Origin of the sequence: Gillisia sp. CAL575 (genome assembly GCF_000403785.1) — a bacterium.
Taxonomy (GTDB): Bacteria; Bacteroidota; Bacteroidia; order Flavobacteriales; family Flavobacteriaceae; genus Gillisia.
The window spans coordinates 173,533-199,906 of sequence record NZ_APHJ01000019.1; the positions used below are offsets into that span (position 1 = coordinate 173,533).

Genomic DNA, 26,374 nt, shown 5'->3' on the forward strand with positions numbered 1-26,374 from the left:
AGTAAATTATTTTTTGTTGGGATTCAATAATATGGCGTAAACTTCTATTCCAAAACCAATCAGTACCAAAGCAGGTGCTAATCTAATTCTTCGGAAATTATAAATATCTGGATTAAATACATTAGGATCGGTGCTACCACCTCCAGACATTAAGATAAAACCAAGGGCAATTACCGCTAATCCTACAAACATAAAGGTGTAATTCTTTTTTCCGAAAACAAAGTTCAGATCTTGTTTATGATATGGTTTTTTGTTTTTGTTCATCAATAATTTTTTAAAATTAACTCAACTTAGCCACGAATGCACGAATATCCTCTATAATAAAATTCGTTGATGCATTAGTTTATCTGCCTCAAAATTAGCTAAAATTGCCAGTTTATTTCCAGAGATCTTCAAATAGTTTAAACATTGGGCAGTATGCCTATCGTTTAAATTGGTTATGGATTTTATTTCTAGAATTATTTTATCATAAACAACAAAATCTGCAAAATAGTGATGTGGGAGAATAATATCTTTATAACTTATCTTATATTGTCTTTCTCTTTCAAAAGGAATACTTTTCAATTTCAATTCATACTGAATAGCATCTGAATAAACTGCTTCTAAAAATCCTCCTCCTAATTCATTATGGACATCAAATAAAACACCTAATAACTGATAGCTTTCTTCTTTGTACAGAATGTTTACCATTTTGAAGTTTTTAGTTGATTTTATTTGTAATCAGCAAAAAATTATTCGTGAATTCGTGGCAATTATATATTTTAATAATATAATTCATCTGTTTTGAGATTCAGGAATCTAGAGGTTGCGAAAAAGGTGCTTAACCAAGTAATGAGTGCTCCCATTAAAAATATTCCTACAAATAAAGCGGTTAATAATTTTTTATCGCTCAGTAACTCTAATTCAGGAAAGCTATTATTCAAATAATAAAGTACTCCAGCCATTCCAATTAGGGCTAATACCGCTCCAATAATTCCCAATTTTACACTTTGCCAGATAAATGGCCTACGAATAAAACTTTTAGTAGCTCCAACCATTTGCATGGTTTTAATAATGAACCTCTTAGAATATACTGCGAGTCTTATGGAGCTGTTTATTAATAGAACAGCGATAAAAGTGAAAATTCCACTTATAACTAAAATCCAGAAACTTATTTTTTTTACGTTGTCATTTAAAAGCGAGATCAAAGGTTTATCATAAACCACCTCATCTACATATCCCTTCGAGGTAAGATCTTCAGCAATTTTATCTATTTGTTCTGAAGACACATAATCTGCTTTCATATGGATATCTATAGAATTTTGTAGAGGGTTATAACCCAAGAATTCCATAAAATTTTCTCCTATTTCCTTGCTATGTTCTTCTGCCGCTTCTTCTTTAGAAACAAACACGCTGGACTTGGTATATTCTGCTAATGCCAAGCTCTTTTTTAACTGTTCTATCTCTACATCTTTCGCTGTATCTTTAAGATATACCGTAAGAGCGATCTGTTCTTTAAAATGATCGGCTACTTTCTTAGTGTTTAGTACCAAGAGACCTAAAAGACCTAATAAAAACAGCACTAGCGAAATACTTATAACTACAGAAAAATAAGACGAGATCAAACGGCGTTTTTGATACCTTTCAAAAGATGTACTCATATAGTAATTATAGATTTTGGTGTAAAAATAAGAAAGTTAATCATTCACTTTCTTTAAAACGTTCAAACTTTCCAAATTATTCTTATTAGATTAAATTAGACGAAAATTACAACTATGAGAATATTGATATATGGTGCAGGTGGAATTGGTGGGTATTTTGGGGGTAGATTAGCTCAATCAGGTAATTCGGTTAGTATTATTGCCCGTGGAAAACATTTGGAAGCAATTAAAAAGAATGGTTTAGAGGTAGAAAGCATCAATGGGGATTTTACAATCACCCCAAGCTTGGCCACAGATAATGTAAAAGAAGTGGAAACTCCCGAATTGATAATTTTAGGAGTGAAATCATGGCAAATCCCGGATGCAGCCAACGAGTTAAAATCTATCATCAATGAAAATTCGATGGTACTTCCGCTTCAAAATGGAGCGAGCAATGTTGAGAATTTGATGAAAGTTTTACCTGAAACTAATATTCTTGGAGGCCTATGTCATATTGTGAGTTTTATGTCGGCTCCAGGATTAATAAAACATGCTGGTATTGAGCCTAAAATCACTTTTGGAGAACTAGATAACTCGAAGTCCGCAAGAGTTCTGGAATTAGAAAAAGTCTTTTCCGAAGCAGAGATTACTAATATAATCCCAGAAGACATAACCTTGGAAGTTTGGAAGAAATTTTTATTTATAACCACCATAAGTGCTTTAGGCGGACTTACGCGAGTTAGTCTTGGAGAAATGAGAGAGAGTTCTTATTTGATGGATCTTATGAGGAAGACTGCCGAAGAAATTAAAATGATAGCAAATGCCAAAGGAATTGCTTTAAATGAAGAACACCTAAAAGCTACTTTTGAGGTAATAAATAAGCTAGATTCAAAAACAACTGCCTCTACACAACGTGATATTATGGAAGGGAAACCATCAGAATTGGAAAATTTTAATGGATATATCGTGAAGCAAGGAAATCGACTTGGCATTCCAACTCCAGTGAATCAATATATCTACGAATGTTTGCTACCAATGGAAAAGCAAGCAAGAATGCTGGCAGAATCTAGATAAAATAGGACTTATAAAGAAGTTTAAAATTGTAAATTTGCGCGCATTACAGTTAAATATTATTGCCTAATAAGAAAATATAGAGGATGAGTTACCATTTTAATGAAATTGAAGCCAAGTGGCAAAAATATTGGGCAGAGAACCAAACTTTTAAAGCGAAGAATAAAAGTGATCTGCCAAAATTCTATGTGTTGGATATGTTTCCTTATCCGTCTGGAGCAGGATTACACGTTGGTCATCCTCTAGGATATATAGCTAGCGATATTTATGCAAGATTCAAACGCCATAAAGGTTTTAACGTATTGCATCCTCAGGGATATGATAGTTTTGGATTGCCTGCAGAGCAATATGCCATTCAAACCGGTCAGCATCCTGCGATCACTACGGAAGATAATATTAAAAGGTACCGCCAACAATTGGATCAAATTGGGTTTTCATTCGATTGGAGTAGAGAAGTGCGCACCAGTGAATCAGATTATTATCGCTGGACACAATGGATCTTCATTCAGCTTTTTGATTCTTGGTACGATAAGGAAAATGATAAAGCTCAGCCAATCTCTATTTTGGAGACTATCTTTTTTGCTGAAGGGAATACAAATGTAAACGCTGTTTGTGATGAGGATGTGGAAGCTTTTTCTGCGGACGAATGGAATGCCTTTTCTTCTGAAGAAAAACAAAAGATCCTTTTAAAATATAGACTTACTTATTTAGCTGAAACCGAAGTGAACTGGTGCCCGGAATTGGGAACTGTGTTGGCTAATGATGAAATTGTGAATGGAGTTTCTGAACGTGGAGGATTTCCAGTAGTTCGAAAAAAGATGACACAGTGGAGTATGCGTATTTCAGCTTATGCTCAACGATTATTAGATGATTCTGAAGCTTTAGATTGGCCACAACCTCTTAAAGATTCTCAAACCAACTGGATTGGAAGATCTAAAGGGGCGCTTGTAAAGTTCCAGATCTTAAACTCATCCCATCCCCAACCCTTCCCAGAGGGAAGGGAGCCAAGATACCTTACAGGTGACCCTCAGATTTCCGGAGAACTTTTACATCGTGCTAAAGAAATGCGTAAAAAACCAACAGAAGGAGAAGCTATTTTATGGCAAAAATTAAAAGCAAAAAAACTGGATTCTAAATTTAGAAGACAACATCCAATTGATAGTTATATAGTTGATTTTGCGTGTCTTTCTAAAAAATTAATAATTGAAGTGGATGGAGAAATTCATCTTCAACAAAAAGAGAAAGATGGAGAGCGTGAACTTCAGCTAAATCAAAAGCTTGGATATAGAGTTTTAAGATTTACGAATCAGGAAGTGCTTGAAGATATTAATGAAGTAATAAATAAAATAGAGAATACGCTAAACTCCCTCTCTATTGGAGAGGGCTGGGGAGAGAATGAGACCAAAACTGACAATAAAAAACATATCTCCGTATTCACCACTCGCCCAGACACTATTTTTGGAGTTAGCTTTATGACGCTTGCTCCGGAACATGAATTGGTGCAGGAAATAACAACATCAGAACAAAAAGAAGCGGTAAACGCTTACATCGCAAAATCGGCTAAACGCAGCGAACGTGAGCGTATGGCAGATGTAAAGACCATAAGTGGTGAATTTACAGGTGCATACGCTATTCATCCACTAAGCGGGGAGAAAATTCCAGTTTGGATTGGAGATTATGTATTGGCAGGTTATGGAACAGGGGCAGTAATGTCGGTGCCATGTGGAGATCAGCGGGATTACGATTTCGCTAAGCATTTTGGATTGCCTATCCCTAATATCTTTGAGGGAATAGATATTTCTGAAGAGGCTTATGCTGAAAAAGATGGAACTAAGATCGCGAACAGTGATTTCTTAACTGGACTAGCTTATAAAGAAGCAACGCAAAAAGCAATTGAAGCCTTAGAAGCAGTGAATGCTGGAAAAGGAAAGATCAATTATAGATTGCGCGATGCCGTGTTTTCCAGACAGCGTTATTGGGGAGAGCCATTTCCTGTGTATTATGTTAATGGTTTACCGCAAATGATCGCAGAGGAACATTTGCCATTAAAATTACCAGAAGTGGAAAAATACCTGCCAACTGAAGAAGGGGAGCCGCCATTAGGTCGCGCTACAACTTGGGCATGGGATTCAAATAAAAATAAAATTGTATCTAACGAGATGCTGAAACAAGTTCAGCATGACGGAACTCAAAATGATGTCACCCCGAGCGGAGTCGAGGGGTCTTCAGGCAAAGGGATTTATCCTTTAGAACTAAACACAATGCCAGGTTGGGCTGGAAGTTCGTGGTATTTCTTTAGATATATGGATGCCGATAACGAGGAGATATTTGTTTCAGAAGAAGCTCAGAAATACTGGGAAAATGTAGATCTATATATTGGTGGGAGCGAGCATGCTACGGGACATTTACTATATTCCAGATTTTGGACGAAATTCTTATATGACCGCGGAATGGTTTCAGTTAAAGAACCTTTTAAAAAACTCATCAATCAAGGGATGATCCTTGGAATGAGTGCAATGGTTTATAGAATAGAAGGAGAAAACACCTTTATTTCTAAAGGATTAATAGAAGGTAAATCTGTTCAACCTATCCATGCAGATGTTTCTTTTATAAATTCATCTGACGAATTAGATGTGGAAGCCTTTAAAAGCTGGAGACCGGAATTTGCAGATGCTAAATTCATTCTAGAGAACGGAAAGTATGTAGTTGGAAGAGAAGTCGAAAAAATGTCTAAGTCCAAATACAATGTGGTAAGTCCAGACGAGATCTGTTCTCAATATGGTGCAGATACTTTGCGTATGTACGAAATGTTCTTGGGTCCATTAGAGCAAGCAAAACCTTGGAATACAGCCGGGATAACTGGAGTTCATAATTTCTTAAAGAAAATGTGGAAGCTTTATCATAACGATGAGGTGTTTGCTGTTTCAGAGGAAAAAGCTTCAGCCGATTCTATGAAGACTTTGCATAAGACCATTAAAAAGGTCACGGAAGATATAGAAGAGTTCAGTTTTAATACTTCGGTATCTACATTTATGATCTGTGTAAATGAGTTAACAGCTCAAAAATGCAATCAGCGTGAGCTCTTAGAGCCGTTAGCTATATTAATTGCCCCTTATGCGCCACATATTGCAGAAGAACTTTGGAGTAAATTAGGTCACGACTCTTCTATTACAACCGCAGAATACCCTGTTTACAAGGAAAGCTATTTAGTAGAAAGCAGCAAGGATTATCCCATTTCCTTTAATGGAAAAATGAGGTTTACTATGGAGTTGCCTTTAGAAATGGGTAGAGATGAAATTGAAAAAGCTGTGATGGCAGATGAGCGTACCCAAAAGCAATTGGATGGTAGAGCTCCTAAAAAGGTGATCGTTGTTCCAGGTAAGATCGTGAATATTGTGGGCTAGGTTTTAGCTTTTTAGCAGTTGTATTAATAAATGCCTTTAGTTATATTTGATATATGGAGTATCTTTTTATAGGACTTGCCGCAGGAGCCATTTTGGCCTATTTTTTATTTTCAAAACTAAATAGCCAAAAAAGTAAATCTAGAGCAGATGAACAGTCTATTATTTTGATGGATAAGATCAAAAGTGTGTGCAAGTTTATCTCTGTTGAAGGAGATTTTTCTGAGATCTACCATTACGAGAATCTTAAAGAGAAATATGTAAGCTTACTCTTAGGAAAGAAAAAAGCAATCATTCTTATCACCGCAAAAGCACATGTAGGTTTCGATCTTAGTAAAGTGAGGATGGATAGCGATATTGAGAATAAGAAAATCATCCTAACCAATTTCCCTAAGCCTGAGCTACTCACTGTAGAAACCGATTTTAAATATTACGATAAGCGTGAAGGTTGGGCTAATCCTTTTACTACTTCAGATCTTACCGATATTAGCAGAGATTCAAAAAAACATATTGTAGATAAGATCCCGCAAAGCGGATTGCTTGAAAAAGCAGAAAAAGAAGCTTTGGGAACTATTCTTTTGATGGAGAAAATCGTGGAAACCATAGGTTGGAAATTAGATTACACCGCCTTGGAAATGGCTTCTGAAGAGCCAGCGAAGATTTCGAAGTAGGTTTGCCGAACTATCCCGATAGTATAGAGATACCGAAGTATGCGGTTTAGTTAAAAAAGACTTCGACAAGCTCAGACCGACTTTTGTTAAAGGGAATATATTGATGGTATGTCAAATTGAGCCTGTAAAAGTTTGATTCTTATCAAAGTTTTTTCAATAAGCTCAACTGAAAAATGTTTAAAAACATCATTTCGAGCGGGATCGAGAAATCTCAGAATTTCTACATACCCTAAAAGAGCGAAATAATCTTAGAAATTATGGACATTGAAACATATAGAGATTATTGTCTGTCTAAAAAAGGAGTAACTGAGAGTTTACCCTTTGGGCCGGATAGTCTTGTGATTAAGATAATGGGAAAGATCTTTACAATTGCTTCTTTAGATGAGGTTCCTTTGCGAGTAAATCTAAAATGTGATCCAGAGAGGGCTATTAATCTTCGCGAGAAATATCCAGATAATATTTTGTCAGGATATCATATGAATAAAAAACACTGGAATACTTTGGTCTTGGATGGGAGTCTTCAAAAAACACTTATCTTCGAGCTCGTAGATCACTCCTATAATTTGGTCCATCAAGGTTTAACCAGAAAACTAAAAGAGGAGCTGGATTTACTATAATTATAGCTTTTAAATTTCATGACAGCATTCGATTTTTATACGCAAGAAAAGACAACCCAGAATAAGCATTTAAAAGAGGCCAACAAGCAATTGAATTTGTCTAGCATGTTGCGCCTAATCTTATTTCTAGGTACCGCTTTTGGTATCTATTACTTCTATCCAGATTGGAAGATTGCCGCTTTAATTGGAGTGGTAGGTTTTGGGATCTTTTTATTTCTGGTTTCGCGTCATTCAGATCTTAAGTACAAGCGCAATAAAATTGATGAACTTGTAAAACTCAATGAAACCGAATTGGAAGTTCTAAACAGAAATTTTTCTCATTTAGCAACCGGAAAAGAATTCGAAGATCATGATCATCCTTTTAGTCAAGATATAGATTTATTTGGAAAAGGATCTTTCTTCCAATATTTAAACAGAACTTCCTTAAAAGATGGAAAGAAAAAGTTAGCAGCTATTTTTACTGAAAACTCCATAGAAAATATTGAACAAAAGCAAGAAGCTATAAAGGAATTGGCTGAAAAAGCAACTTGGAGGCAGGAATTTTCTGCGGTTGCTAAGTTGGTTAAAACCGAAACTAATTCTTCTAATGTGCTAGCTTGGTTAGCCACTTACAAAACATTTGTTCCTAAATTTATGTTTTATCTAAGCTGGGTCTTTACGGCAATTTCGATATTACTAATAGCTGGGTATTATACCCAAATGGTTAATGGGTGGTTTGTCTTTGCCTGGTTTTTAGTAGGCTGGGGAATCACGGGGATCTATGTGAAGAAGATAAATGTGATGGCAAATAATGTGGGGAAAGTACAGGATACTTTTCATCAGTATTATCAGTTGTTAGGAATGATCGAGTCTGTTACTTTTAAATCGGAGATCTTAAAAGAGCAACAATTAGCTGTAAAAGCGGAAGCGACAAAAGCGTCTAAATTATTGAAATCGTTTTCCAAAGCCATCGATGCTTTAGATCAGCGAAATAACGCCATTTTCATCGCTATAGGCAACGGGTTTCTTTTGTGGGATCTAAGACAATCGGTACGACTTGAGAAATGGATCCTTGCTCATCATAAGAATGTAAAGAGCTGGTTCGAGGTGATCGAATTTATAGATGCTTATAACAGTCTTGGAAATTTCGCATTTAATCATGCATACTATAGTTTCCCTGAGATTCAAAAAGACCAGGCTATTATAAAGGCTGAAAAATTGGGACATCCATTATTAAATCCAGAAAAGAGAGTCGATAATGATATGCTTTTAGAGAATGAACATTTTATGATCATTACTGGAGCTAATATGGCAGGGAAAAGTACCTTTCTAAGAACCGTTTCACTTCACATAGTAATGGCAAATATTGGACTTCCTGTTTGTGCTGAAAAAAGTGAGTATACTCCAATCAAGTTAATCACAAGTATGAGAACCACAGATTCGCTGAGTGATGATGAGTCTTATTTCTTTTCAGAATTAAAGCGTTTACAGTATATCGTAAATGAAATTCAGGAAGATAAATACTTTATCATTTTAGATGAAATACTGAAGGGAACAAATAGCACAGATAAAGCGATTGGTTCCAGAAAATTTATTCAAAAATTGGTAAAATCTAAGTCCACAGGAATTATCGCTACCCATGATCTAAGTTTATGTGAGGTTGCAGATGAACTGAATCAAGTAGAAAATCACTATTTTGATGCAGAGATCGTAAATGACGAGTTGTTTTTCGATTATAAGTTTAAAGAGGGAGTTTGCCAGAATATGAATGCTTCTTTCCTTTTGAAGAAAATGAACATCGTAGACTAGGTCGCACTGCGGCTTTTTTAATTTTTAGTTTATGATGTTTTGGACTGACATATCGAGCGGAGTCGAGATATCGAAGCATCTCGACTCCGCTCGATGTGACCACGAAAACTTAATCACTTATTCCTCTATGAAGCACTTTTTCCAGCAACATAAAATGTCGCTTTTGCTTATTGCAACTACTGCGGTATTTTATTTTTCTCTTGCGTACCACTTGGAACGGTCTGATTTTATAAAACTTATCGGACTTTATTCGGGAGCATTTTATTTAAGTTGGAAGCTTTATACTATTGAAAAGGTAAACTTTTGGTTTCTTGCCGGTGCAATGCTGTTGTTTAGGTTGGTATTTATGGGTGCAATTCCTAACCTTTCTCAAGATTTCTATAGATTTATTTGGGATGGTAGAATGACAGCCGCAGGATTCAATCCATATTTATATTTGCCAGAAAATTTAATAGAATTGGGAACGGCTCCAATTGCTCAGGCCAAAGAATTGTTTGATGGAATGGGATCGCTTAATGCAAGTCATTATACTAATTACCCACCCTTAAATCAGTTATTATTTGCATTAGCAGGACTTGTTGCTGGGAAGAGCATACTAGGTTCTGTCATAGTTTTGAGGACGTTAATAATTGCCGCTGATATTGGGGTGTTGTACTTCGGAAGAAAACTACTGGTAAATCTTAAATTTCCGGAATCCAGAATATTTCTATATCTGCTGAATCCTTTTATAATTATAGAACTCACCGGAAATCTTCATTTTGAAGGGGTAATGGTTTTCTTTCTAGTTTGGAGTTTGTATTTACTTCAGCAAAAAAAATGGATAGGAAGTGCGGTTATTTTTGCTTGTTCTGTACTTCTGAAATTGGTTCCATTACTTTTCTTGCCAATTTTCTTTGGTTATTTTATTTATAAAAAAGAGAATATTCCAAACGCTGAGAACGGTGAAAAACTTGGGCTTACTAAATTATTTGGGTTTTATTCAATTATCGGGATTACAGTAATACTGGGGTTTTTACCCATTTTATCTTCGGAATTCATAGAAAATTTTCTGGCTACGATCGGCCTCTGGTTTCAGAAATTCGAATTTAATGCTAGCTTCTACTATATCGTACGATGGGTAGGATTTCAAGTTAAGGGTTATAATATTATAGAAACCGCAGGAAAAGCGCTCCCGTTGGTTACAATTGCGATATTGGTAGGCCTGTCGCTCATTAGAAAAAACAATTCACTTGAAAAGTTGATAACTGCGATGCTTTTTGGCTTTACAGCTTATTTATTTTTTTCTACTACGGTTCATCCGTGGTATCTGGCAATTCCTTTAATGCTTTCCATTTTCACAAACTATAAATATCTATATGTTTGGAGCTTTCTGGTGATCTTAAGTTATAGCGCATATACTGTAAACGGATTTCAAGAAAACCTCTGGCTGGTAGCTGTGGAATATTTAATTGTATTTGGGGTGTTAGGTTGGGAACTTTTCAGCAGAAAAAAATTAGAAAAGATTTAATTGTTGTTCTTTTTAATCAAGAATAAATTTCTAATATAAACCATAGATCCAAAAAAGTGGGCAGCTAATAAAACGGGATCTTTTCTGAAAATAGCATAAGTGAAAATAAGCGCAGAGCCACTAAGACTTAAGATCCAAAAGCCTTTAGGTAAGCTGGATTTATTGTGTTTTTCAGAATAGATCCATTGGTAAATAAATCGGCCGGTGTACACCAATTGCCCAATAATTCCCAAGATAATTAGCCAAAGAGCTATATTTTCATTCTGCAAAAAATCACTCCATTGTTTTTGACTATATAAAAGCAAATAGCCAGCAATTAGAACAGGAGCGAGAAATACCGTGATCTTGAAGATCAATCTGGAACTTTTCCATTCCTCTTGAAGCTTTAAGTTCCTGAAATAAACACCATAGATTAATATCTGGCCAATCATAATTGGTAGATCTTCTCTAAGATATCCATAAATAAAGAGTAGGATAGCGGCTAGCAGACTCAATTTCCAATAAAGAGTGGGAGTTTTTATTTTTTTAGCTTTTTCAGAAAGTAGCCATTGGGTGATCAATCTTGTAGAAAATAGCATTTGCGCAAAGAATCCTATCCCGTAAATAATCCAATCATTCCTCATTTAAAACTAATTAAATTTAAAAAGCTGCCAATCTATGAAGATTAGCAGCTTTTTAAATATTTTTCATCAAGATCTACATGTCTAATAAGTAGGCAAAAATAAGTGGAGCTACAATGGTAGCATCACTTTCTATGATAAATTTAGGAGTATTTATGTCTAATTTTCCCCAAGTGATCTTCTCATTAGGAACTGCTCCAGAATAAGAGCCATAACTAGTTGTAGAATCAGAGATCTGGCAGAAATAATTCCAGAAAGGAGTTTCTGTACGTTCCATATCTTGATATAACATTGGCACCACGCATATTGGGAAATCTCCCGCAATACCTCCACCAATCTGAAAGAAACCAATTCCTTCTTTAGAATTTTCTGTATACCAGTCAGCAAGAAAGGTCATATACTCAATTCCAGATTTCATTGTACTTGCTTTTAATTCGCCTTTTAAAACGTAAGAAGCAAAAATGTTTCCCATAGTGCTATCTTCCCATCCTGGAACAACCATAGGAAGATTTGCTTTTGCAGCAGCATACATCCAAGAATCCTTAATATCTATTTCATAGTACTCTTCTAAAACTCCAGAAAGTAAAAGCTTATACATGTATTCATGCGGGAAATAACGTTCTCCGGCAGCTTCAGCATCTTTCCAGATCTTCACGATATGTTCCTGGATTCTTCTGAATGCTTCCTCTTCTGGAATACAAGTATCTGTAACTCTATTCAAACCTTTTTCTAAAAGATCCCACTCATCTTGCGGGGTAAGATCTCTATAGTTAGGCACTCTTTTATAATGAGAATGCGCAACAAGATTCATTACATCTTCCTCTAAATTGGCCCCTGTGCAGGAAACTATTTGCAATTTTTCCTGACGGATCATCTCTGCAAATATTTTCCCTATTTCGGCAGTACTCATTGCACCAGCAAGAGAAACCAACATTTTAGAACCTTGTGCTAATTGTTTTTCGTATGCTTCAGCAGCGTCTACAAGAGCAGCGGCATTAAAATGTAAATAGTACTTTTTAATAAATTCTGAAATCGCTCCTTTACTCATCTTCGTCTTCGTCTGGGTTATGATTTAAATATTTGAACTTATAGCTCAACATTTTGTAATATAATTTTGCAGCAAGGAAATCTGAAGATTTATCCACATCGTTTGGACATAGCTCTACAATATCAAATCCTACTACATTTTTCTTTTTAAATATCATTTTAAGGAACTCCAAAGTTTCATACCAAAGTAATCCTCCTGGTTCAGGTGTTCCTGTAGATGGCATGATAGAAGGATCAAAAGCATCTAGATCTATCGTGATAAATACATTTGGCGTCATTTGTCCAATGGCATCCTCTGTCCAATTCTCGTAAAGATCATCACCAAAATAAACTTGATTTTCATCCATATGATCTAGTTCTGAAACATCCATAGATCGAATTCCTACCTGAACAAGGTTTGTAGTTTTACTCGCTTCGTGAAGCGCACAAGCATGATTGCATTTAGAACCTTCGTACTCTGGTCTTAGATCTGCATGAGCATCTAATTGCACAACGGTAAGATCTGGGAATGCTTCATTAAAGGCACGAATAGTACCGATACTTACAGAATGTTCTCCTCCAAAAATGGTTACAAATTTTTCTTGGTCGATATAATTTTTGGTAATTTTTTGAACTGCTTCAACCATTTTCTCTGGGGAAGAGTTTTCTGTTACCGGTGGAGCTAAGTAAATACCTTTTCTATAAACTTCTGAACGGGTTTCGATGTCGAAAAGTTCCATGTTCTCTGAAGCATCTAAAAAAGCATCTGGTCCTTTATCTGCGCCTTTTTGCCAGGAGCTTGTTCCATCATAAGGAACAGGGATTAATACCACTTGTGCATCATCTAAACGTGCATATTTTTCTGGTATCCCGGCGTAATTCTTTTTGCTCATTGCTTGTTTTTAAAAGTTTTAAGTTGACTCCCTCATTGAGGGTTTAATTTATTGAGGCTAGCCTCGAAATTTTAAAATTATTTCCATCCCAATAGCTATCGGGACAAACTTCATGGTCTTTCCCGAAGTTCTTGATTTATAATGGTTAAAGTTATAAATTTTTTTATATCTATTTATTTCTATCGTATCCTAATATATGTAATAGGTCTTCGGCATTCTGTTGTTCACTAAATACTTTAGTGGTTAAGGTGCCATCTTTTTCCTTGTCTATTAGAATATGCTTTGGTTGCGGAATAAGGCAGTGTTGTAATCCACCAAAACCACCAATACTTTCTTGATATGCTCCTGTATTAAAGAAACCTATATAAAGCGGCTTTTCCTTTTTATACTTCGGAAGGTAGATCGCGTTGGTATTTTGTTCAGAATTATAATAATCGTCACTATCACAAGTAAGTCCACCTAGTAAAATTCGCTCATATTCGTCATTCCATCTGTTAAGAGGTAACATTACAAATTTCTTGCTAATAGCCCAAGTGTCTGGAAGGGTTGTGATGAAAGATGAGTTAATCATGTTCCACTTTTCACGGTCATTTTGTTGTTTTTGATAAAGGATCTCATAAATAGCTCCTCCACTTTCACCAACTGTGAAAGATCCAAATTCTGTAAAGATATTTGGCACTTCTACCTCATATTCCTCACAAGTAAGTTTGATCTGATGGATGATTTCTGATACCATGTATTGGTAGTCATATTCAAAAGCAAGAGAATTTTTTATAGGAAATCCACCGCCAATGTTCAGACTATCCAAACTTGGACATACCTTTTTTAGATCTATATATACTTTTAAACACTTATTAAGCTCATTCCAGTAATAGGCTGTATCGCGAATTCCGGTGTTAATGAAAAAGTGAAGCATTTTAAGCTCTACCTGCGGGTTGTCTTTTATTTTCTTATTGAAAAAAGGAACAATGTTCTTGTATCCAATCCCTAATCTAGAAGTATAGAATTCGAATTTAGGTTCTTCTTCAGAGGCTATTCTAATTCCAATTTTGTAAGGATCATTTATTTTTTCTGATAAAAGATCAATTTCTTCGTAATTATCTATAATTGGAATACAATTCTTATGGCCTTCATTTAAAAGATCTGCAATATTGGTTATGTATTGGTCTCTTTTAAAGCCATTACATATAACATATGCATCTTTATGGAGTTTCCCTGACTTTTTTAATTTCTGAACTATATTTATATCAAACGCAGATGAGGTTTCAATATGAATATCATTGCTTAAAGCTTCGTTTAAAACATGTTCGAAATGAGAGCTTTTAGTACAGTAACAGTAATTATATTTTCCTTTATAATCATGTTCCTTAATTGCGTTCTTAAACCATTCTTTTGCTCTATTTATATTCTCCGATATCTTTGGAAGATAGGTAAACTTCAAAGGTGCACCGTATTGCTCTACCAATTTCATAAGATCTATACCATGAAATTGCAGCTCATTATCTTCTAGTTTAAATTCTTCTTGAGGAAAATAAAAAGTTTGCTCTATTAAATCGCGATATTTTGTGTTCAATGCTTTGTTTTAATTGTTTGTGAAAAATTAGGGATTAATTTATAGTGTCAAAAGGTTTGACTCGTAAATTATTGTTAAGATAAATTGAAGGGATGCGGCTAATTTTAAGCGCGCTAAGATATGTCGAACCTAGGTCTGAATTAAAAACCTGAAGCTCAGAGGCTTCATTTGAAAATAACATCAACGTTATCAATTGAGTTTCTTTAATTCTAAAATCTAAAAATCTCTACTTTACTTGTCTCTAAAAATGAACACATAAATTGCAATTCACTTATTAGTCAAGCAAATGTATAAAAAATGTTAGTTGAAATTACATTTTTTGATTTATACGTTAAAGCATTTTTATATTTATGATTTCTTGTTTGGTAAGAGTTCTGTAATTTCCTCTTGGAAGATCCTTTTTCGTTAGTCCACCAAAGGTAACTCTGTCTAGTTTTTCCACCTCAAAACCTAAGCTTTTAAAAAGACGTTGGATCACATGAGGTTTGATACTGTTAGTTTCTATTCCCAATTCGTTCTTAGGTCTATTGTCTATATAACTTACCTCTTGAACTTTTACTTTTCCATCTTCCAAAGTAACTCCTTCTTCTATCCTTTTTAATTCTTCAAAAGAAATAGGCTTGCTTAGCTCAACATGATAGATTTGTCTAATCCCGTTCTTTGGTTTTCCAAGTTGCTTTTCCAAAGTCCCGTCATTGGTAAATAATAAAAGACCAGTTGCTTGCCGGTCCAATTTTCCAACAGGAACCACTTTAGCTCTGGTCGCATTAGAAATTAGATCCATAACCGTTCTAGAACCTTTTTCTAAACTTCCAGTGGTGAAGAATCCTTTAGGTTTGTTTAATAAAATATATTCTGGTTTCTCAGGAGTTACACGTCTACCATCAAATTTCACTTCTTCAGTAGGTTTTACACGGTAGCCCATTTCTGTAACTATTTTATCATTTACAGTTACATTTCCTGCACCAATATAAATATCTGCATCTCTACGAGAACAAGCGCCAGAGTTTGAAATGTACTTATTAAGTCTTATTCCTTCTGGCTTAGGACCAGTTTTAGCGGCTGGTTTTACAGCAGCTTTAGGAGCGCTTTTTGGAGCAGGATCTTTCTTAACAGGAGCATTTCCTCTAGCCATAGATTTTTTCTTTGGCCCACCACCTTGTCTTCCACTAAACTTTTTTCCTGAAGAATTATCATTCCTACTCATAACGCTAATTTTTTGCAAAGATACTAGATATATCTTTCTATTTATATTTTAACACTTAAAGATTTGAATTCTTAAAAAACTCTATTAAAAACTTCCTTGTAGTCTATAAGCAGGATACTAAAAACTCCTGCAACAATGATTAATTTGAGTATATTATGTAATATTAAATATTGCCACTTGGCATTACTAAAATAAAGAAAAAGTAAAAAGAAAATAAGTAGAAGTAAAGAAGTATAAAAATAGTAATCCATTAAGCCCGTGTCGAATCTTGTGGTTAAAAGCAAGATGGGAATAACCGCGAGAACTGTGAGTACAGAAAGAAAAAATTTACTCCATTTCTCACCATATACTACTGGAATTGTTTTGTAATTCTGAATAAGATCTCCTTTTAAATTCTCCAGATCCTTTACCAGTTCTCGCATCGCGATCATGATGAATAGAAATGTAGCGTGTATAAAAATGACCGTTTCAAAATTCTTGTAATAAATAAATACTACAAAGAATGGGGTAATGGCTAAAATACTTGCCATAATATTACCAAGAAAAAGAATTTTCTTGATCCTGTGTGAGTATAACCAGATCGTGAAAATATAGATAGAAAAGAAAACCACCGCTCTAAAAGACACATAACTGGCAAAGAAGATTGCAGCAAAATTCAAAATAAAATACACCGAAAGTTTGGTGCGCTGACTAATAAGCCTATCCAGCATAGTCTTTTTTGGCCTGTTAATAAGGTCTTTTTCGCTGTCGTAAAAATTATTAATGATATATCCCGAAGCTATAACGGTAGCCGAAGAAAGTATTAAGAAAAATAAATTGGCATCAAAAAAAACATCTCTCAGGGGCAAGTCTGGGGCTAGTATGAATGCCGCTGTTAGGTATTGGGCAATTACAAGAATGAGAATGTTGTAGCCTCTCACCACCGAAAACAAACTCAACATCTTAAGCATTAAAAGTTTGTTCTTAGCTGCCGCCATGTAATTCAGTACGTTTTAGAAGTTGTAAACCACTTCTAAATTATAATCTTTTAATGATTTTTTAGCCTTTTCAATATCCTCAGTGAATCCTAAAATGTATCCACCGCCACCAGAACCACAAAGCTTTAAGTAATAATCGTTAGAATCTATTCCTTGTTTCCATAACTTATGGAATTGTGTAGGGATCATTGGTTTAAAGTTGTCTAGAACAACGTGAGAAAGCTTTTTAATATTGCCGAATAAAGACTTGATATCTCCTTGTAAAAAGTCATCTACACAAGCATCTGTATGTTTTACAAATTGATCTTTTACCATTTTTCTGAATGGCTCCTGCTTCATATTATCCATAAATATCTGCACCATTGGCGCAGTTTCACCTATAGAACCACTATCCAATAAAAAGACAGCACCTTTTCCATTCTCTGTTTGAGATGGAATTCCAGCAGGCTCAATATTATCTTTAGAGTTTATTAAAATAGGAATGCTTAAGTAACTATTTAAAGGATCTAGACCAGAAGATTTGCCATGGAAGAAAGATTCCATTTCTCCGAAGATCTTTTTCAGTTTTAATAATTTTTCTCTGGTTAGATTTTCTAGTACAGTGATTTTGCCTGAAGCGTATTCATCGTAGATCGCAGCAACCAAGGCACCACTACTTCCAACTCCGTATCCTTGTGGGATCGTCGAGTCAAAATACATACCTTTTGCGATATCTTTATTTAATTCTTCTAAATTAAAATGTACTAAAGAAGGATTAGAAATTTCTAATTCTCCTAAATATTTAGCAAAACGTTGAAGGCTTTTATTAGACTCTATTGCTTCTTCAGAAGGATTTTCATCCACCTTTAAAGCACCATTATAAAAATTGTATGGTATAGATAAACCTTTGGAATCCTTAATAATTCCGTATTCTCCGAAAAGCAAGATCTTAGAATAAAATAATGGTCCTTTCATAAGCATGTAAATAATCTGAATTCTAAACAATAGATTTCGAGGCAAATATAATCAATTAAAACTACAATTTTTTTGAACCTAAACCTACACTGTCAGATATAAATTGATTTTTTTCGCAATAGACAAGTAATTTATCCTCAATGAATTGAAAAATTTCTTTCTTATTCTTTTCTGGATATAAAACATGAACATTGGCACCCGCGTCTAGAGTAAAACAAACAGGTAATCCAGTAGCTTCTCTAAAAGCCCAAATTGCGTTAATGATTTCCAATGTATTTGGTTTCATTAATATGAAATAAGGATTGCTGCTCATCATCATTGCATGTAATGTTAGAGCTTCGCTCTCCACTATTTCAATAAAATTATTTAAGTCTCCTGTATTAAAAATATCTTTAAGAGCATCTAAATTTTTATGTGCTTGTTTAAAACGCTCTTCCGCAAAAGGATGATTGTGCATTAAGTTGTGTCCCACACTACTACTCACTTTTTTCTCTCCTTTATCTACCAATAAAATGGTATCCTGATAATTTTCAAAAACTTCATGAACTTCGTTGGAGTACTCTACACCATATAGATTTGAACTCTCAGCAATATTCACATGATCACCCCAAACTACTAATTTCCCTTTTACACTTCTGCATGCACTTCCTGAGCCTAAACGGGCAAGAAAAGATGCTTTTTTATAAAAATAATCTTCAGAAATACTTGGAGAAAGTTGTTTCTCTAAACTCATTACGCATAGAGCAAGAGCGCTCATGCCGCTTGCAGAAGATGCAATCCCGCTACTATGAGGAAAGGTGTTTTCAGAATTTATAATAAGGTGATACTCTTTTAAATAAGGGCAATATTTATCTATTCGTTCAAAAAAAGTATAAATTTTAGGTTTAAAATCTTCTTTCTTTTGACCTTCAAAATAAAAATCGAAATCAAAAACATCTCCTTTCTTCTCAGAATCTTTCCTGAGAGTAAATTCCAAACTTGTTACTGTTCTACAATTATTTAGTGTAAAGCTAATAGATGGATTTGCAGGAATTTGATTCTCTTTTTTACCCCAATATTTTACTAGAGCAATATTGCTAGGCGATTGCCAAGTAACTTTGCCATTATCAATTGTATCTCGTTTAGATTGCGGTATGAAATCTTGTTCTTGCATGCTCTCAAAATTTTACACAAATATACTTTTTTAGTTAACAGATAATAAGTCAGAATTTCAAATTATTCCCTATTTTAGGGTGCCAAACCAACTAAAAGATGACTTCTAAATTATTTTCAAGGGTATTTTTTGCTTTAGGCATATGCCTGTTCATAGGGTTTTTAGGGTCTCTTGCCACTCAAACAAGTATAGGAGATTGGTATATACAACTTAACAAACCTAGTTTCAATCCGCCAAATTGGATCTTTGGACCTGTTTGGGCTGTACTCTTTGTTTTAATGGGAATTGCTGCGGGGATAGTTTGGAATAAAGGCTTTTATCATAAATGGGTGCAAATAGCCCTTTATCATTTTGGATTTCAACTCTTGTTAAATGCATCTTGGTCCTTGCTTTTCTTTGGACTAAAAGAACCTTTTTGGGCATTAATAGATATTATAGCGCTTTTTATCGTACTGCTTTTTACTATTAAATGGTTTAAAATTGTAAGTAACACTGCAGCTTATTTGCTTATTCCTTACGCCATTTGGGTTGCTTTTGCAGCGATCCTGAATTTTGAGATCTGGAGATTAAATTTATAATATCTCTTTTACTCTGAAGTAGTCATTGCCTTTGCAGCTAAATATCCACCAGTCCACGCGTTTTGGAAATTAAACCCTCCTGTGATTGCATCTATATTTAAAACCTCTCCTGCAAAATATAAATTTTTCTGAAGCTTACTTTCAAAGGTCTTAAAGTTTACCTCATTAAGCTTAATTCCCCCGGCAGTTACAAATTCCTCCTTAAAAGTGCTTTTTCCATCTACAGAAAATTCAGATTTTGTAAGTTGCTCGCTAAGTGTGACTAATTGCTTTTTATTTATATCTGCCCAAATATCGGTTTCTGTTATTTCTGAAGCTACCACCAAGCTTTTCCATAAACGTTTTGGAAGTTCAAATTGAGCGTATTTTGAAAGCTGTTGCTTCGCATGTTTCAGTTTAAGTTCTAAAAGTTGCTCTAGAATTTCTTCTGAACTTTGATGTGCTAGCCAATTTACTTGAATTTTAAATTTATAACCAAGATCATTCAGTTCTCTGGCGCCCCATGCAGAAAGTTTTAAGATTGCCGGGCCACTTAAGCCCCAGTGGGTTATTAAGAGAGGACCTTCATCTTCCATATTTATTTCTGGAATTTTCACACTAGCAAATGTTGCAACTCCCGGAAGCTCTGTAATTCTTTCATCTTTTATGTTGAAGGTAAATAATGAAGGCACTGCAGTTTCCATTTGATGCCCTAAACCTTCCAATAGTTTCCATATTTTAGGATTACTTCCCGTAGCTACAAGAATTTTTTTTGCAGAAAAATCGCCATTATTCGTTTTTACAACCCATTGCTCATTTTCTAAAGTTATATCCTGAACAGAATGATTTTTTAAGATCTTGATGCCTAGTCGTTGAGTTTCAGAAAGAAAACAATCTATAATAGTTTCCGAAGAATCTGAAACAGGGAACATTCTCCCGTCTTCTTCAATTTTTAATTCAATTCCGCGTTCTTCAAACCAGGCGATCGTATCTCCCGTCATAAATGAATGAAAAGGTCCACGCAGCTCTTTTTCTCCTCTAGGATATTTTTTCACTAATTCGCTTGGAGTAAATTCTGCATGGGTTACATTACATCTTCCACCTCCAGAAATACGCACTTTGGTAAGCACTTCTTTCCCTCTTTCCAAAATTAATATTTTGGCAGTTGGAGCTAATTCAGCAGCGTTGATGGCGGTAAAGAATCCTGCGGCACCACCCCCGATAATAATGATATCATATTTCATTCAGAAAAATTTGAAAGCGCAAAGTTAGCAGATTTAAGAGTAGCGAATTATGCAAGTCTATCCGGGTAATCTGAAATTATTCCATCAACTCCAAAATCGATCATTCTGGCAATATCTTCCGGCTCGTTCACCGTCCAGACATTTACATTAAAACCTTCATTATGAGCATCTATAACACTTTGTCTGGTAATAATCCCAATAGATGGGTGAATAGCGGTGGCGTTTAAAACCTTGGCCCATTCCATTGCCTCTGCTACACTTGCTTTACTAAGAATGGCAATAAGAATATTGCTGTTTATCTTTTTTACTTCGAGCAATTCATTCTCTTGAAAAGAGGAAACCAAAATGCTAGAGTATTCCCAGCCTTTATCTATATATTTAGATATAATAGCGCAGGTACCTTTTGCCGTGTGTAAACCTTTAAGCTCTATATTTATAGAACATTTCCCTTCAATAAGATCTAAAACTTCAGTCAATAAAGGAATTTTATAGCCTCCTTTTAAAGTTAGTTGCTGAAGTTGCTCATAGGTTTTGGTAGTTATTTCTCCAAAACCATCACTCAACCGATCTAGGGTAAAATCGTGAAAAACCACTAATTCTCCTGATGCGCATATATGGACGTCTATTTCAATTCCGTCTATTCCCATTCCCAATGCAAGAGAGATACTTTCCAGAGTGTTTTCAGTTAAATGTCCTTTCGCACCGCGATGACCAATTTTATAGATAGGATTCATAATTCAAATATATATCTACTTGTTTAGAAAGTCTTACCATTACTTAACATTTTTTTTAATGCCTTGCTTTTTAACTTCACGGTTGAAATTAAAAGAGCGAGCTTATGGAAAAGACGAAGGATTTTAAAAATCAAGATCAGGAAAAACCTGGTTTTGAATATAAATTAGAACCTCAACCAGAGATCATTAGCAAAAATTATAGAGGAAGCGATAAACTTAAAAATAAAACGGCTTTAATAACTGGTGGAGATAGTGGAATTGGAAGAAGTGTAGCTGTTCACTTTGCTAGGGAAGGGGCAAATATTGCTATCGTGTATTTAAGTGAAGATGAGGATGCTTTGGAAACCAAAAAGTTGGTAGAGAAAGAAGGGCAGTCCTGTTTGATAATTGAGGGGGATTTAAAAGACGATAAATTTTGTAGATCTGTAGTTTCAAAATGTCTGGAAGAATATAAAAGTATAGATGTTCTTGTGAACAACGCAGCATTCCAAGACCCAAAAAACAAGATAGAAGATATTAGTACTGCACAACTGCATAAAACATTCGAAACAAATATCTATCCCTACTTTTATTTGGTAAAAGAAGCTATGAAACACTTAAAAAATGGAGCAACAATAATAAATACAACTTCGGTAACCGCATATAGAGGAAGTGAACATTTGTTAGATTATTCCAGTACAAAGGGAGCTATTGTAAGTTTTACAAGATCACTCTCTAAAATGTTAGCGAAGAAAGGCATTAGGGTAAATGCGGTGGCTCCAGGCCCTATCTGGACGCCATTGATCCCTTCTACTTTTAAAGATGTAACAGATTTTGGTAAAGATACTCCTATGGGAAGAGCGGGGCAGCCAAGTGAGGTGGCACCCGCATTTGTGTATCTTGCTTGTGAGGATAGCAGTTATGTTACAGGACAAGTAATACACGTGAATGGTGGAGAAGTTGTGGGGAGCTAATAGCCACTTTATCACTACAAAAATGGGAAATACATTAATCCAGATTTAGATAATTATAAATTAAACGATAACTTGAAATATAAAATTAGAATTACAAAAGATGGAAAAATGGTTTGAAGCATCGGGAACTTCACTGCTGGCAATTAGTATCACAGCAATTGGAATATATGTAGCGGTAATTTTATTTACCAGAATTGCCGGGAAACGCAGCTTTTCTAAGATGTCTAGTTTTGATTTTGCAATGACAGTTGCCATTGGGTCTATCCTCGCGAGTACTATATTGTCAAAATCAGTTAGCTTACTTCAAGGAGTTGTTGGCTTAGGAATGGTATATATCCTTCAGATCTTTGTTGCTATTTTAAGACGATCTTCTCACGTAGAGAAAATTATAGATAATAATCCACTAATGTTAATGGATGGAAAACAAATTCTGCACGAAAATCTAAAAAAAGCAAGAGTTACAGAGTCTGATCTTAGATCTAAATTAAGAGAGGCAAATGTATTAGAACTTTCACAAGTTAGAGCTGTGATATTCGAAGCTACGGGAGACATATCGGTTTTACATACTAAAGATGAAAATGTAGAGTTGGAAGATTGGATAATCCAGGGAGTTGTAAGATAAGTTAGAAGATGGAGAATGGACAGATATTTTAGGTTTAGCGGCTGGAATATGCACCACCGTATCAGTAGTTCCTCAAATTAAAAAGGCATGGAAAACTAAAAAGGTAGAAGATGTTTCTCCAGGGATGTTCAATATACTAATAATTGCTGTTTTTTTATGGGTTGTTTATGGAATTACTCAAAAAGATATGCCCATTATTGCTACTAATGGAGTCTCATTGGCACTTAACGGATTAATGCTATTTCTGATGTTAAGATATCGAAAAAAATGATCTACCAAATATTGTAAACCAAGGCCACACTTAATCCAAAGATAATATGTGCAACAATTAATTGGGAATAATATTCAACATCCCAATTTGTGTCTGGGGGATTCTTACTTAACAAAAACATCATTTTCCAGCCTAAAACACCTATAATTCCTGCTGCAAAACCCAATAGACCACCAGACAGAAAAGAGATGGGAATGATATCTAATTTCCAGATCAATCTAAATACTATTACGAACAACCATCCAATAAGATAATGTAATATCCAACCCGCACTGCTATTCTTTGAGAGCTCTATTCTAAAGAAGTCTGATCTTGATAATACAATATTTAGTAGCTCAGGCTCTCTAAATTGCCTGTTTCTTATATTGGAAATAATATAGCTAAAAGCTGTCATAAGTGAGGTTGCAACCAATCCTGCAACTAATAATCTTGTTATTTCCATAGCTTGTTAATCTTTATAAAAGTTAAACTAATTATTTCTTAAACGGCTTTTTAAATTATAATTGCGTCTGTAAATTTACTTTTTCAGAACAAAATAGCAAGAATTCGAAATTGGTATTTATAAACAATGCAAAAGCTAAATGCCTAAGTATAGATGCTGTCAATGAAGATAATTTAAAATTGTGTAACTGGCTATTTGCTTGGTTTTCGCCCGGATAATTAGTGAACGTAAGTTGTATTACGTACGCTTCACCTAAATTGGCAAACTGATAAATTTAGGGAGCTGGCCCTTAATAATATAGTAAGAGTTGAGATATTTTGAATAAATAACGAGAAGTTATAAATCAAATGCATTTGGACTTTTGGGAAAATAGTGATGAGAATTAATCCAATGTAAGAAAAGTTGGAGAAGAATAGAAATGTCCGTTTCTTTCAGAGAAAATGTAATACATGTATCAGCCAAAGAAATACAAGAAACAAGATCCTGAATATTTATTCGACTTTATAAATGAACATCCATTCGCTAGTTTTGTTTTGAAAGGAGAACGACTTATGGCAACTCACATCCCGGTTCTTATTGAAGGAAATTTTCAGAATTATAAATTATACGCGCATATAGCCAACCATAATGAACAACTTGAATTTTTAAAAGATGAGGTTGAGGCTTTAATGATCTTTCAAGGAGCTCATGGATATGTTTCCTCTTCTTGGTATCAAGATAAAGATATAAGCACTTGGGATTATTCAGCAGTGCATGTCAATGTTAAATTGAAATTGCAAACAAATGAAGAGCTACAAACTTCTTTACTGAATCTAGTACACAGGTTCGAAAAAAATCAGGCAAATCCATTATATTATAATGATATTCCAAAGCAAATGTTAGAGGATCATCTTCCTTTAATAACGGGATTTTGGGCCGAGCCAATTAAAATTGAAGGAGTAGCAAAACTGCATCAATCATATAATAAAAAGGATGTAGAATCTGTGATCACTCATTTAAATGAAGGAGATGCTTTGAGTAAAGAATTGAGTAAAAATATTAGAGAAGAAAATAATGGAAGTAATTAAAAAACAAACTGGAGCTGCATTTTCATTAAAGAAAGGTCAGAAATTAAGAGTTGTAGATCCTCAAGGAGAACAGGTGAGTGATATGGTTCTTTTTAATTCTGAAGATACTCGCGAGAAGATCTCTTCAGGAAAAACATTAGATTTTGAGGAAAGTATTCTTATTACAAAGGGAGATTTCCTGTGGAGTAATAGAAGTAGAAAAATGATGGAAATTTTAGAAGACACCAACGGAAGAAATGATTTTCTTTTAGCGCCTTGCAGCCCGGAGACTTTCCAGATTATGTATAAAAATCCAGAGTATCATCCAAGCTGTTTTGAGAACTTATATACCAATCTGGAAAAATTTGACATCCAGCCAGATGATGTGCCTACAGCCTTCAATATTTTTATGAATGTACAATTTGCTGCAGATGGAAAGTTGAGTGTGGATCCGCCTTTGAGTAAAGCAGGAGATTATGTATTATTTCAAGCTCAAATGGATTTAATTGTAGCATTGACGGCCTGTTCTGCAGAGGACAGCAATAACGGTAGTTTTAAACCTATTCATTATGAAATTTTAGAATAACTAGAATGTTCTCTCTCTACTTTACGTATTCTTCTTTCTGAATCTCATATTTAACATCTCGATAGCTAAAGAAAAGAAAACTGAAAAATAAATGTAGCCTTTAGGAACATGGTAGTGAGCACCTTCTACAATTAGCATTACGCCAATTAAAATAAGGAAAGACAAAGCTAAGATCTGGATTGTAGGATGCTTATTAACAAAATCTCCAACTGCCTTCGCAAAGACCATCATTACTATAATGGAGATCATCACGGCAATAATCATAAGTAATAATTGTTCCGTTAAACCAATTGCTGTTAATATAGAATCGAAGGAGAAAATAATATCTAATAATACTATTTGTACAATAGCACCACTAAAAGAACTCACTTTTTTTACTGTATGCTCATCTGTATGTCCTTCTACTTTATGATGTATCTCCAATGTGCTTTTAATCAATAAGAAAACTCCACCAGCAATTAAAATAAGATCTCTCCAGCTCAATTCAAATTCTCCTAATGTCAATACTGGTTTGGTAAGCCCAATAATCCAAGTAATACTTAGAAGCAAAAGAATCCGCATAATTAAAGCTGCGGAAAGTCCACCAACTCTTGCTCTTTTTTGTTGATGTTCGGGTAACTTACCTGCAACTAAGGAAATAAATATAATGTTATCTATCCCTAAAACAATCTCCATGAAGGTTAAGGTAAGAAGTGCTATCCATGCATCAGGCTGAAGGAATATTTCCATTTAAAAGTTCTATTAGTTGCTAAGAAGCACGAAAATTACTGAAATATTCTAAATCAAAATTCAGCCAAATATTAAAGAAACTATAAAAATTGAACTTATTTTTTTTGTAAAAT

27 protein-coding genes are annotated in these 26,374 nt (G+C 34.6%); 12 read left to right on the plus strand and 15 right to left on the minus strand.

The genetic code is table 11. The features are described 5' to 3' along the window. Positions 1-6: 6 nt before the first annotated feature. The 3 genes from I130_RS02115 to I130_RS02125 all read right to left on the minus strand — a co-directional run bounded on the left by I130_RS02115 (position 7) and on the right by I130_RS02125 (position 1,640). Positions 7-264: a DUF3098 domain-containing protein gene (locus I130_RS02115; RefSeq protein WP_034918534.1), complete on the minus strand. Its 258-nt coding sequence runs from the start codon at positions 262-264 to the stop codon at positions 7-9. A gap of 51 nt (positions 265-315) precedes the next feature. After that, positions 316-690 carry a GxxExxY protein gene (locus I130_RS02120; RefSeq protein ID WP_034918539.1) on the minus strand — a complete coding sequence of 125 codons (375 nt, stop codon included), beginning with the start codon at positions 688-690 and terminating at the stop codon, positions 316-318. Between the two features lie 71 nt (positions 691-761). Next, the gene (locus tag I130_RS02125; protein WP_034918542.1) at positions 762-1,640 is read right to left on the minus strand and encodes a cell division protein FtsX; all 879 of its coding nucleotides are present in this window, start codon (positions 1,638-1,640) and stop codon (positions 762-764) included. A gap of 114 nt (positions 1,641-1,754) precedes the next feature. On the opposite strand from I130_RS02125, the gene I130_RS02130 reads away from it, so the two are divergent. From I130_RS02130 to I130_RS02155, 6 genes are all read left to right on the plus strand, one after another. Then, a complete protein-coding gene (locus I130_RS02130; RefSeq protein WP_034918547.1) occupies positions 1,755-2,693 on the plus strand; it encodes a ketopantoate reductase family protein in 939 nt (312 codons plus the stop codon). An 83-nt stretch (positions 2,694-2,776) separates the two neighbouring features. Continuing rightward, positions 2,777-6,094 carry a leucine--tRNA ligase gene (locus I130_RS02135; protein WP_034918550.1) on the plus strand — a complete coding sequence of 1,106 codons (3,318 nt, stop codon included), beginning with the start codon at positions 2,777-2,779 and terminating at the stop codon, positions 6,092-6,094. 53 nt (positions 6,095-6,147) lie between these two features. Continuing rightward, positions 6,148-6,762 carry a DUF4230 domain-containing protein gene (locus tag I130_RS02140; RefSeq protein ID WP_034918553.1) on the plus strand — a complete coding sequence of 205 codons (615 nt, stop codon included), beginning with the start codon at positions 6,148-6,150 and terminating at the stop codon, positions 6,760-6,762. A 257-nt stretch (positions 6,763-7,019) separates the two neighbouring features. Then, positions 7,020-7,379 carry an MmcQ/YjbR family DNA-binding protein gene (locus I130_RS02145; protein ID WP_034918556.1) on the plus strand — a complete coding sequence of 120 codons (360 nt, stop codon included), beginning with the start codon at positions 7,020-7,022 and terminating at the stop codon, positions 7,377-7,379. A gap of 18 nt (positions 7,380-7,397) precedes the next feature. Continuing rightward, positions 7,398-9,167, plus strand: a complete 1,770-nt coding sequence (locus tag I130_RS02150) for a MutS-related protein (protein WP_034918564.1) — start codon at positions 7,398-7,400, stop codon at positions 9,165-9,167. 127 nt (positions 9,168-9,294) lie between these two features. Beyond that, entirely contained in the window at positions 9,295-10,674 is a 1,380-nt protein-coding gene (locus tag I130_RS02155; protein ID WP_034918567.1) for a mannosyltransferase, read from the plus strand. On the opposite strand, the gene I130_RS02160 is transcribed toward I130_RS02155, so the two are convergent. From I130_RS02160 to mvaD, 8 genes are all read right to left on the minus strand, one after another. Next, a complete protein-coding gene (locus I130_RS02160; RefSeq protein ID WP_034918577.1) occupies positions 10,671-11,297 on the minus strand; it encodes a lipid-A-disaccharide synthase N-terminal domain-containing protein in 627 nt (208 codons plus the stop codon). The genes I130_RS02155 and I130_RS02160 overlap by 4 nt on opposite strands. Positions 11,298-11,370: 73 nt before the next feature. Further along, positions 11,371-12,342: a deoxyhypusine synthase family protein gene (locus I130_RS02165; RefSeq protein WP_034918580.1), complete on the minus strand. Its 972-nt coding sequence runs from the start codon at positions 12,340-12,342 to the stop codon at positions 11,371-11,373. Then, positions 12,335-13,213, minus strand: a complete 879-nt coding sequence (gene speB / locus I130_RS02170; protein ID WP_034918585.1) for an agmatinase — start codon at positions 13,211-13,213, stop codon at positions 12,335-12,337. Before speB ends, I130_RS02165 begins: the two co-directional genes overlap by 8 nt. Before the next feature lie 169 nt (positions 13,214-13,382). Next, a complete protein-coding gene (locus I130_RS02175; protein ID WP_034918589.1) occupies positions 13,383-14,786 on the minus strand; it encodes an arginine decarboxylase in 1,404 nt (467 codons plus the stop codon). A 331-nt stretch (positions 14,787-15,117) separates the two neighbouring features. After that, on the minus strand, positions 15,118-15,993 hold the full coding sequence (locus I130_RS02180; RefSeq protein WP_034918591.1) for a pseudouridine synthase: 876 nt from the start codon (positions 15,991-15,993) through the stop codon (positions 15,118-15,120). A 71-nt stretch (positions 15,994-16,064) separates the two neighbouring features. Then, positions 16,065-16,970, minus strand: coding sequence for a geranylgeranylglycerol-phosphate geranylgeranyltransferase (locus I130_RS02185; RefSeq protein WP_034918594.1), 906 nt, complete (start codon positions 16,968-16,970; stop codon positions 16,065-16,067). Between the two features lie 15 nt (positions 16,971-16,985). Beyond that, positions 16,986-17,924 (minus strand): mevalonate kinase, encoded by a 939-nt coding sequence (locus I130_RS02190; protein WP_034918958.1) that lies wholly within the window; start codon positions 17,922-17,924, stop codon positions 16,986-16,988. Positions 17,925-17,985: 61 nt separating this feature from the next. After that, positions 17,986-19,077, minus strand: coding sequence for a diphosphomevalonate decarboxylase (gene mvaD, locus I130_RS02195; RefSeq protein ID WP_034918599.1), 1,092 nt, complete (start codon positions 19,075-19,077; stop codon positions 17,986-17,988). Between the two features lie 98 nt (positions 19,078-19,175). On the opposite strand from mvaD, the gene I130_RS02200 reads away from it, so the two are divergent. Beyond that, the gene (locus I130_RS02200) at positions 19,176-19,655 is read left to right on the plus strand and encodes a TspO/MBR family protein (protein WP_034918612.1); all 480 of its coding nucleotides are present in this window, start codon (positions 19,176-19,178) and stop codon (positions 19,653-19,655) included. 8 nt (positions 19,656-19,663) lie between these two features. Here I130_RS02200 and I130_RS02205 read toward each other — a convergent pair whose 3' ends face one another. Both I130_RS02205 and I130_RS02210 read right to left on the minus strand, forming a co-directional pair. Further along, on the minus strand, positions 19,664-20,878 hold the full coding sequence (locus I130_RS02205) for an NAD(P)/FAD-dependent oxidoreductase (RefSeq protein ID WP_034918614.1): 1,215 nt from the start codon (positions 20,876-20,878) through the stop codon (positions 19,664-19,666). Between the two features lie 47 nt (positions 20,879-20,925). Further along, positions 20,926-21,612 carry a glycerophosphodiester phosphodiesterase gene (locus I130_RS02210; RefSeq protein ID WP_034918617.1) on the minus strand — a complete coding sequence of 229 codons (687 nt, stop codon included), beginning with the start codon at positions 21,610-21,612 and terminating at the stop codon, positions 20,926-20,928. A gap of 104 nt (positions 21,613-21,716) precedes the next feature. Between I130_RS02210 and I130_RS02215 the strand changes: the two genes are divergently transcribed. From I130_RS02215 to I130_RS02225, 3 genes are all read left to right on the plus strand, one after another. Then, complete coding sequence (locus I130_RS02215; RefSeq protein ID WP_034918620.1) at positions 21,717-22,565, plus strand: SDR family oxidoreductase; 849 nt, start codon at positions 21,717-21,719, stop codon at positions 22,563-22,565. 100 nt (positions 22,566-22,665) lie between these two features. Further along, positions 22,666-23,187 carry a DUF421 domain-containing protein gene (locus I130_RS02220; RefSeq protein WP_034918625.1) on the plus strand — a complete coding sequence of 174 codons (522 nt, stop codon included), beginning with the start codon at positions 22,666-22,668 and terminating at the stop codon, positions 23,185-23,187. 25 nt (positions 23,188-23,212) lie between these two features. Further along, positions 23,213-23,458, plus strand: coding sequence for a SemiSWEET family sugar transporter (locus I130_RS02225; RefSeq protein WP_034918630.1), 246 nt, complete (start codon positions 23,213-23,215; stop codon positions 23,456-23,458). Position 23,459: 1 nt separating this feature from the next. On the opposite strand, the gene I130_RS02230 is transcribed toward I130_RS02225, so the two are convergent. Beyond that, positions 23,460-23,900 carry a hypothetical protein gene (locus tag I130_RS02230; protein WP_034918962.1) on the minus strand — a complete coding sequence of 147 codons (441 nt, stop codon included), beginning with the start codon at positions 23,898-23,900 and terminating at the stop codon, positions 23,460-23,462. Between the two features lie 449 nt (positions 23,901-24,349). Between I130_RS02230 and I130_RS02235 the strand changes: the two genes are divergently transcribed. Next, positions 24,350-24,967 (plus strand): FMN-binding negative transcriptional regulator, encoded by a 618-nt coding sequence (locus I130_RS02235; protein ID WP_034918634.1) that lies wholly within the window; start codon positions 24,350-24,352, stop codon positions 24,965-24,967. Continuing rightward, positions 24,954-25,532 (plus strand): DUF1989 domain-containing protein, encoded by a 579-nt coding sequence (locus I130_RS02240; protein WP_034918638.1) that lies wholly within the window; start codon positions 24,954-24,956, stop codon positions 25,530-25,532. Before I130_RS02235 ends, I130_RS02240 begins: the two co-directional genes overlap by 14 nt. Before the next feature lie 21 nt (positions 25,533-25,553). Here the strand turns inward: I130_RS02240 and I130_RS02245 are convergent, their stop codons facing one another. Continuing rightward, positions 25,554-26,261, minus strand: coding sequence for a TerC family protein (locus tag I130_RS02245; protein ID WP_034918643.1), 708 nt, complete (start codon positions 26,259-26,261; stop codon positions 25,554-25,556). Between the last annotated feature and the right edge of the window lie 113 nt (positions 26,262-26,374).

Coding starts and splice junctions, on each gene's coding strand:
- I130_RS02220 (WP_034918625.1), top strand. CDS start 22,666: ATGGAAAAATGGTTTGAAGCATCGGGAACTTCACTGCTGGCAATTAGT.
- I130_RS02155 (WP_034918567.1), top strand. CDS start 9,295: ATGAAGCACTTTTTCCAGCAACATAAAATGTCGCTTTTGCTTATTGCA.
- I130_RS02120 (WP_034918539.1), bottom strand. CDS start 690: ATGGTAAACATTCTGTACAAAGAAGAAAGCTATCAGTTATTAGGTGTT.
- I130_RS02245 (WP_034918643.1), bottom strand. CDS start 26,261: ATGGAAATATTCCTTCAGCCTGATGCATGGATAGCACTTCTTACCTTA.
- I130_RS02180 (WP_034918591.1), bottom strand. CDS start 15,993: ATGAGTAGGAATGATAATTCTTCAGGAAAAAAGTTTAGTGGAAGACAA.
- I130_RS02185 (WP_034918594.1), bottom strand. CDS start 16,970: ATGGCGGCAGCTAAGAACAAACTTTTAATGCTTAAGATGTTGAGTTTG.
- I130_RS02145 (WP_034918556.1), top strand. CDS start 7,020: ATGGACATTGAAACATATAGAGATTATTGTCTGTCTAAAAAAGGAGTA.
- speB (WP_034918585.1), bottom strand. CDS start 13,213: ATGAGCAAAAAGAATTACGCCGGGATACCAGAAAAATATGCACGTTTA.
- I130_RS02190 (WP_034918958.1), bottom strand. CDS start 17,924: ATGAAAGGACCATTATTTTATTCTAAGATCTTGCTTTTCGGAGAATAC.
- I130_RS02230 (WP_034918962.1), bottom strand. CDS start 23,900: ATGGAAATAACAAGATTATTAGTTGCAGGATTGGTTGCAACCTCACTT.
- I130_RS02240 (WP_034918638.1), top strand. CDS start 24,954: ATGGAAGTAATTAAAAAACAAACTGGAGCTGCATTTTCATTAAAGAAA.
- I130_RS02205 (WP_034918614.1), bottom strand. CDS start 20,878: ATGAAATATGATATCATTATTATCGGGGGTGGTGCCGCAGGATTCTTT.
- I130_RS02150 (WP_034918564.1), top strand. CDS start 7,398: ATGACAGCATTCGATTTTTATACGCAAGAAAAGACAACCCAGAATAAG.
- I130_RS02160 (WP_034918577.1), bottom strand. CDS start 11,297: ATGAGGAATGATTGGATTATTTACGGGATAGGATTCTTTGCGCAAATG.
- mvaD (WP_034918599.1), bottom strand. CDS start 19,077: ATGCAAGAACAAGATTTCATACCGCAATCTAAACGAGATACAATTGAT.
- I130_RS02135 (WP_034918550.1), top strand. CDS start 2,777: ATGAGTTACCATTTTAATGAAATTGAAGCCAAGTGGCAAAAATATTGG.
- I130_RS02125 (WP_034918542.1), bottom strand. CDS start 1,640: ATGAGTACATCTTTTGAAAGGTATCAAAAACGCCGTTTGATCTCGTCT.
- I130_RS02210 (WP_034918617.1), bottom strand. CDS start 21,612: ATGAATCCTATCTATAAAATTGGTCATCGCGGTGCGAAAGGACATTTA.
- I130_RS02215 (WP_034918620.1), top strand. CDS start 21,717: ATGGAAAAGACGAAGGATTTTAAAAATCAAGATCAGGAAAAACCTGGT.
- I130_RS02235 (WP_034918634.1), top strand. CDS start 24,350: ATGTATCAGCCAAAGAAATACAAGAAACAAGATCCTGAATATTTATTC.
- I130_RS02115 (WP_034918534.1), bottom strand. CDS start 264: ATGAACAAAAACAAAAAACCATATCATAAACAAGATCTGAACTTTGTT.
- I130_RS02140 (WP_034918553.1), top strand. CDS start 6,148: ATGGAGTATCTTTTTATAGGACTTGCCGCAGGAGCCATTTTGGCCTAT.
- I130_RS02130 (WP_034918547.1), top strand. CDS start 1,755: ATGAGAATATTGATATATGGTGCAGGTGGAATTGGTGGGTATTTTGGG.
- I130_RS02200 (WP_034918612.1), top strand. CDS start 19,176: ATGACTTCTAAATTATTTTCAAGGGTATTTTTTGCTTTAGGCATATGC.
- I130_RS02165 (WP_034918580.1), bottom strand. CDS start 12,342: ATGAGTAAAGGAGCGATTTCAGAATTTATTAAAAAGTACTATTTACAT.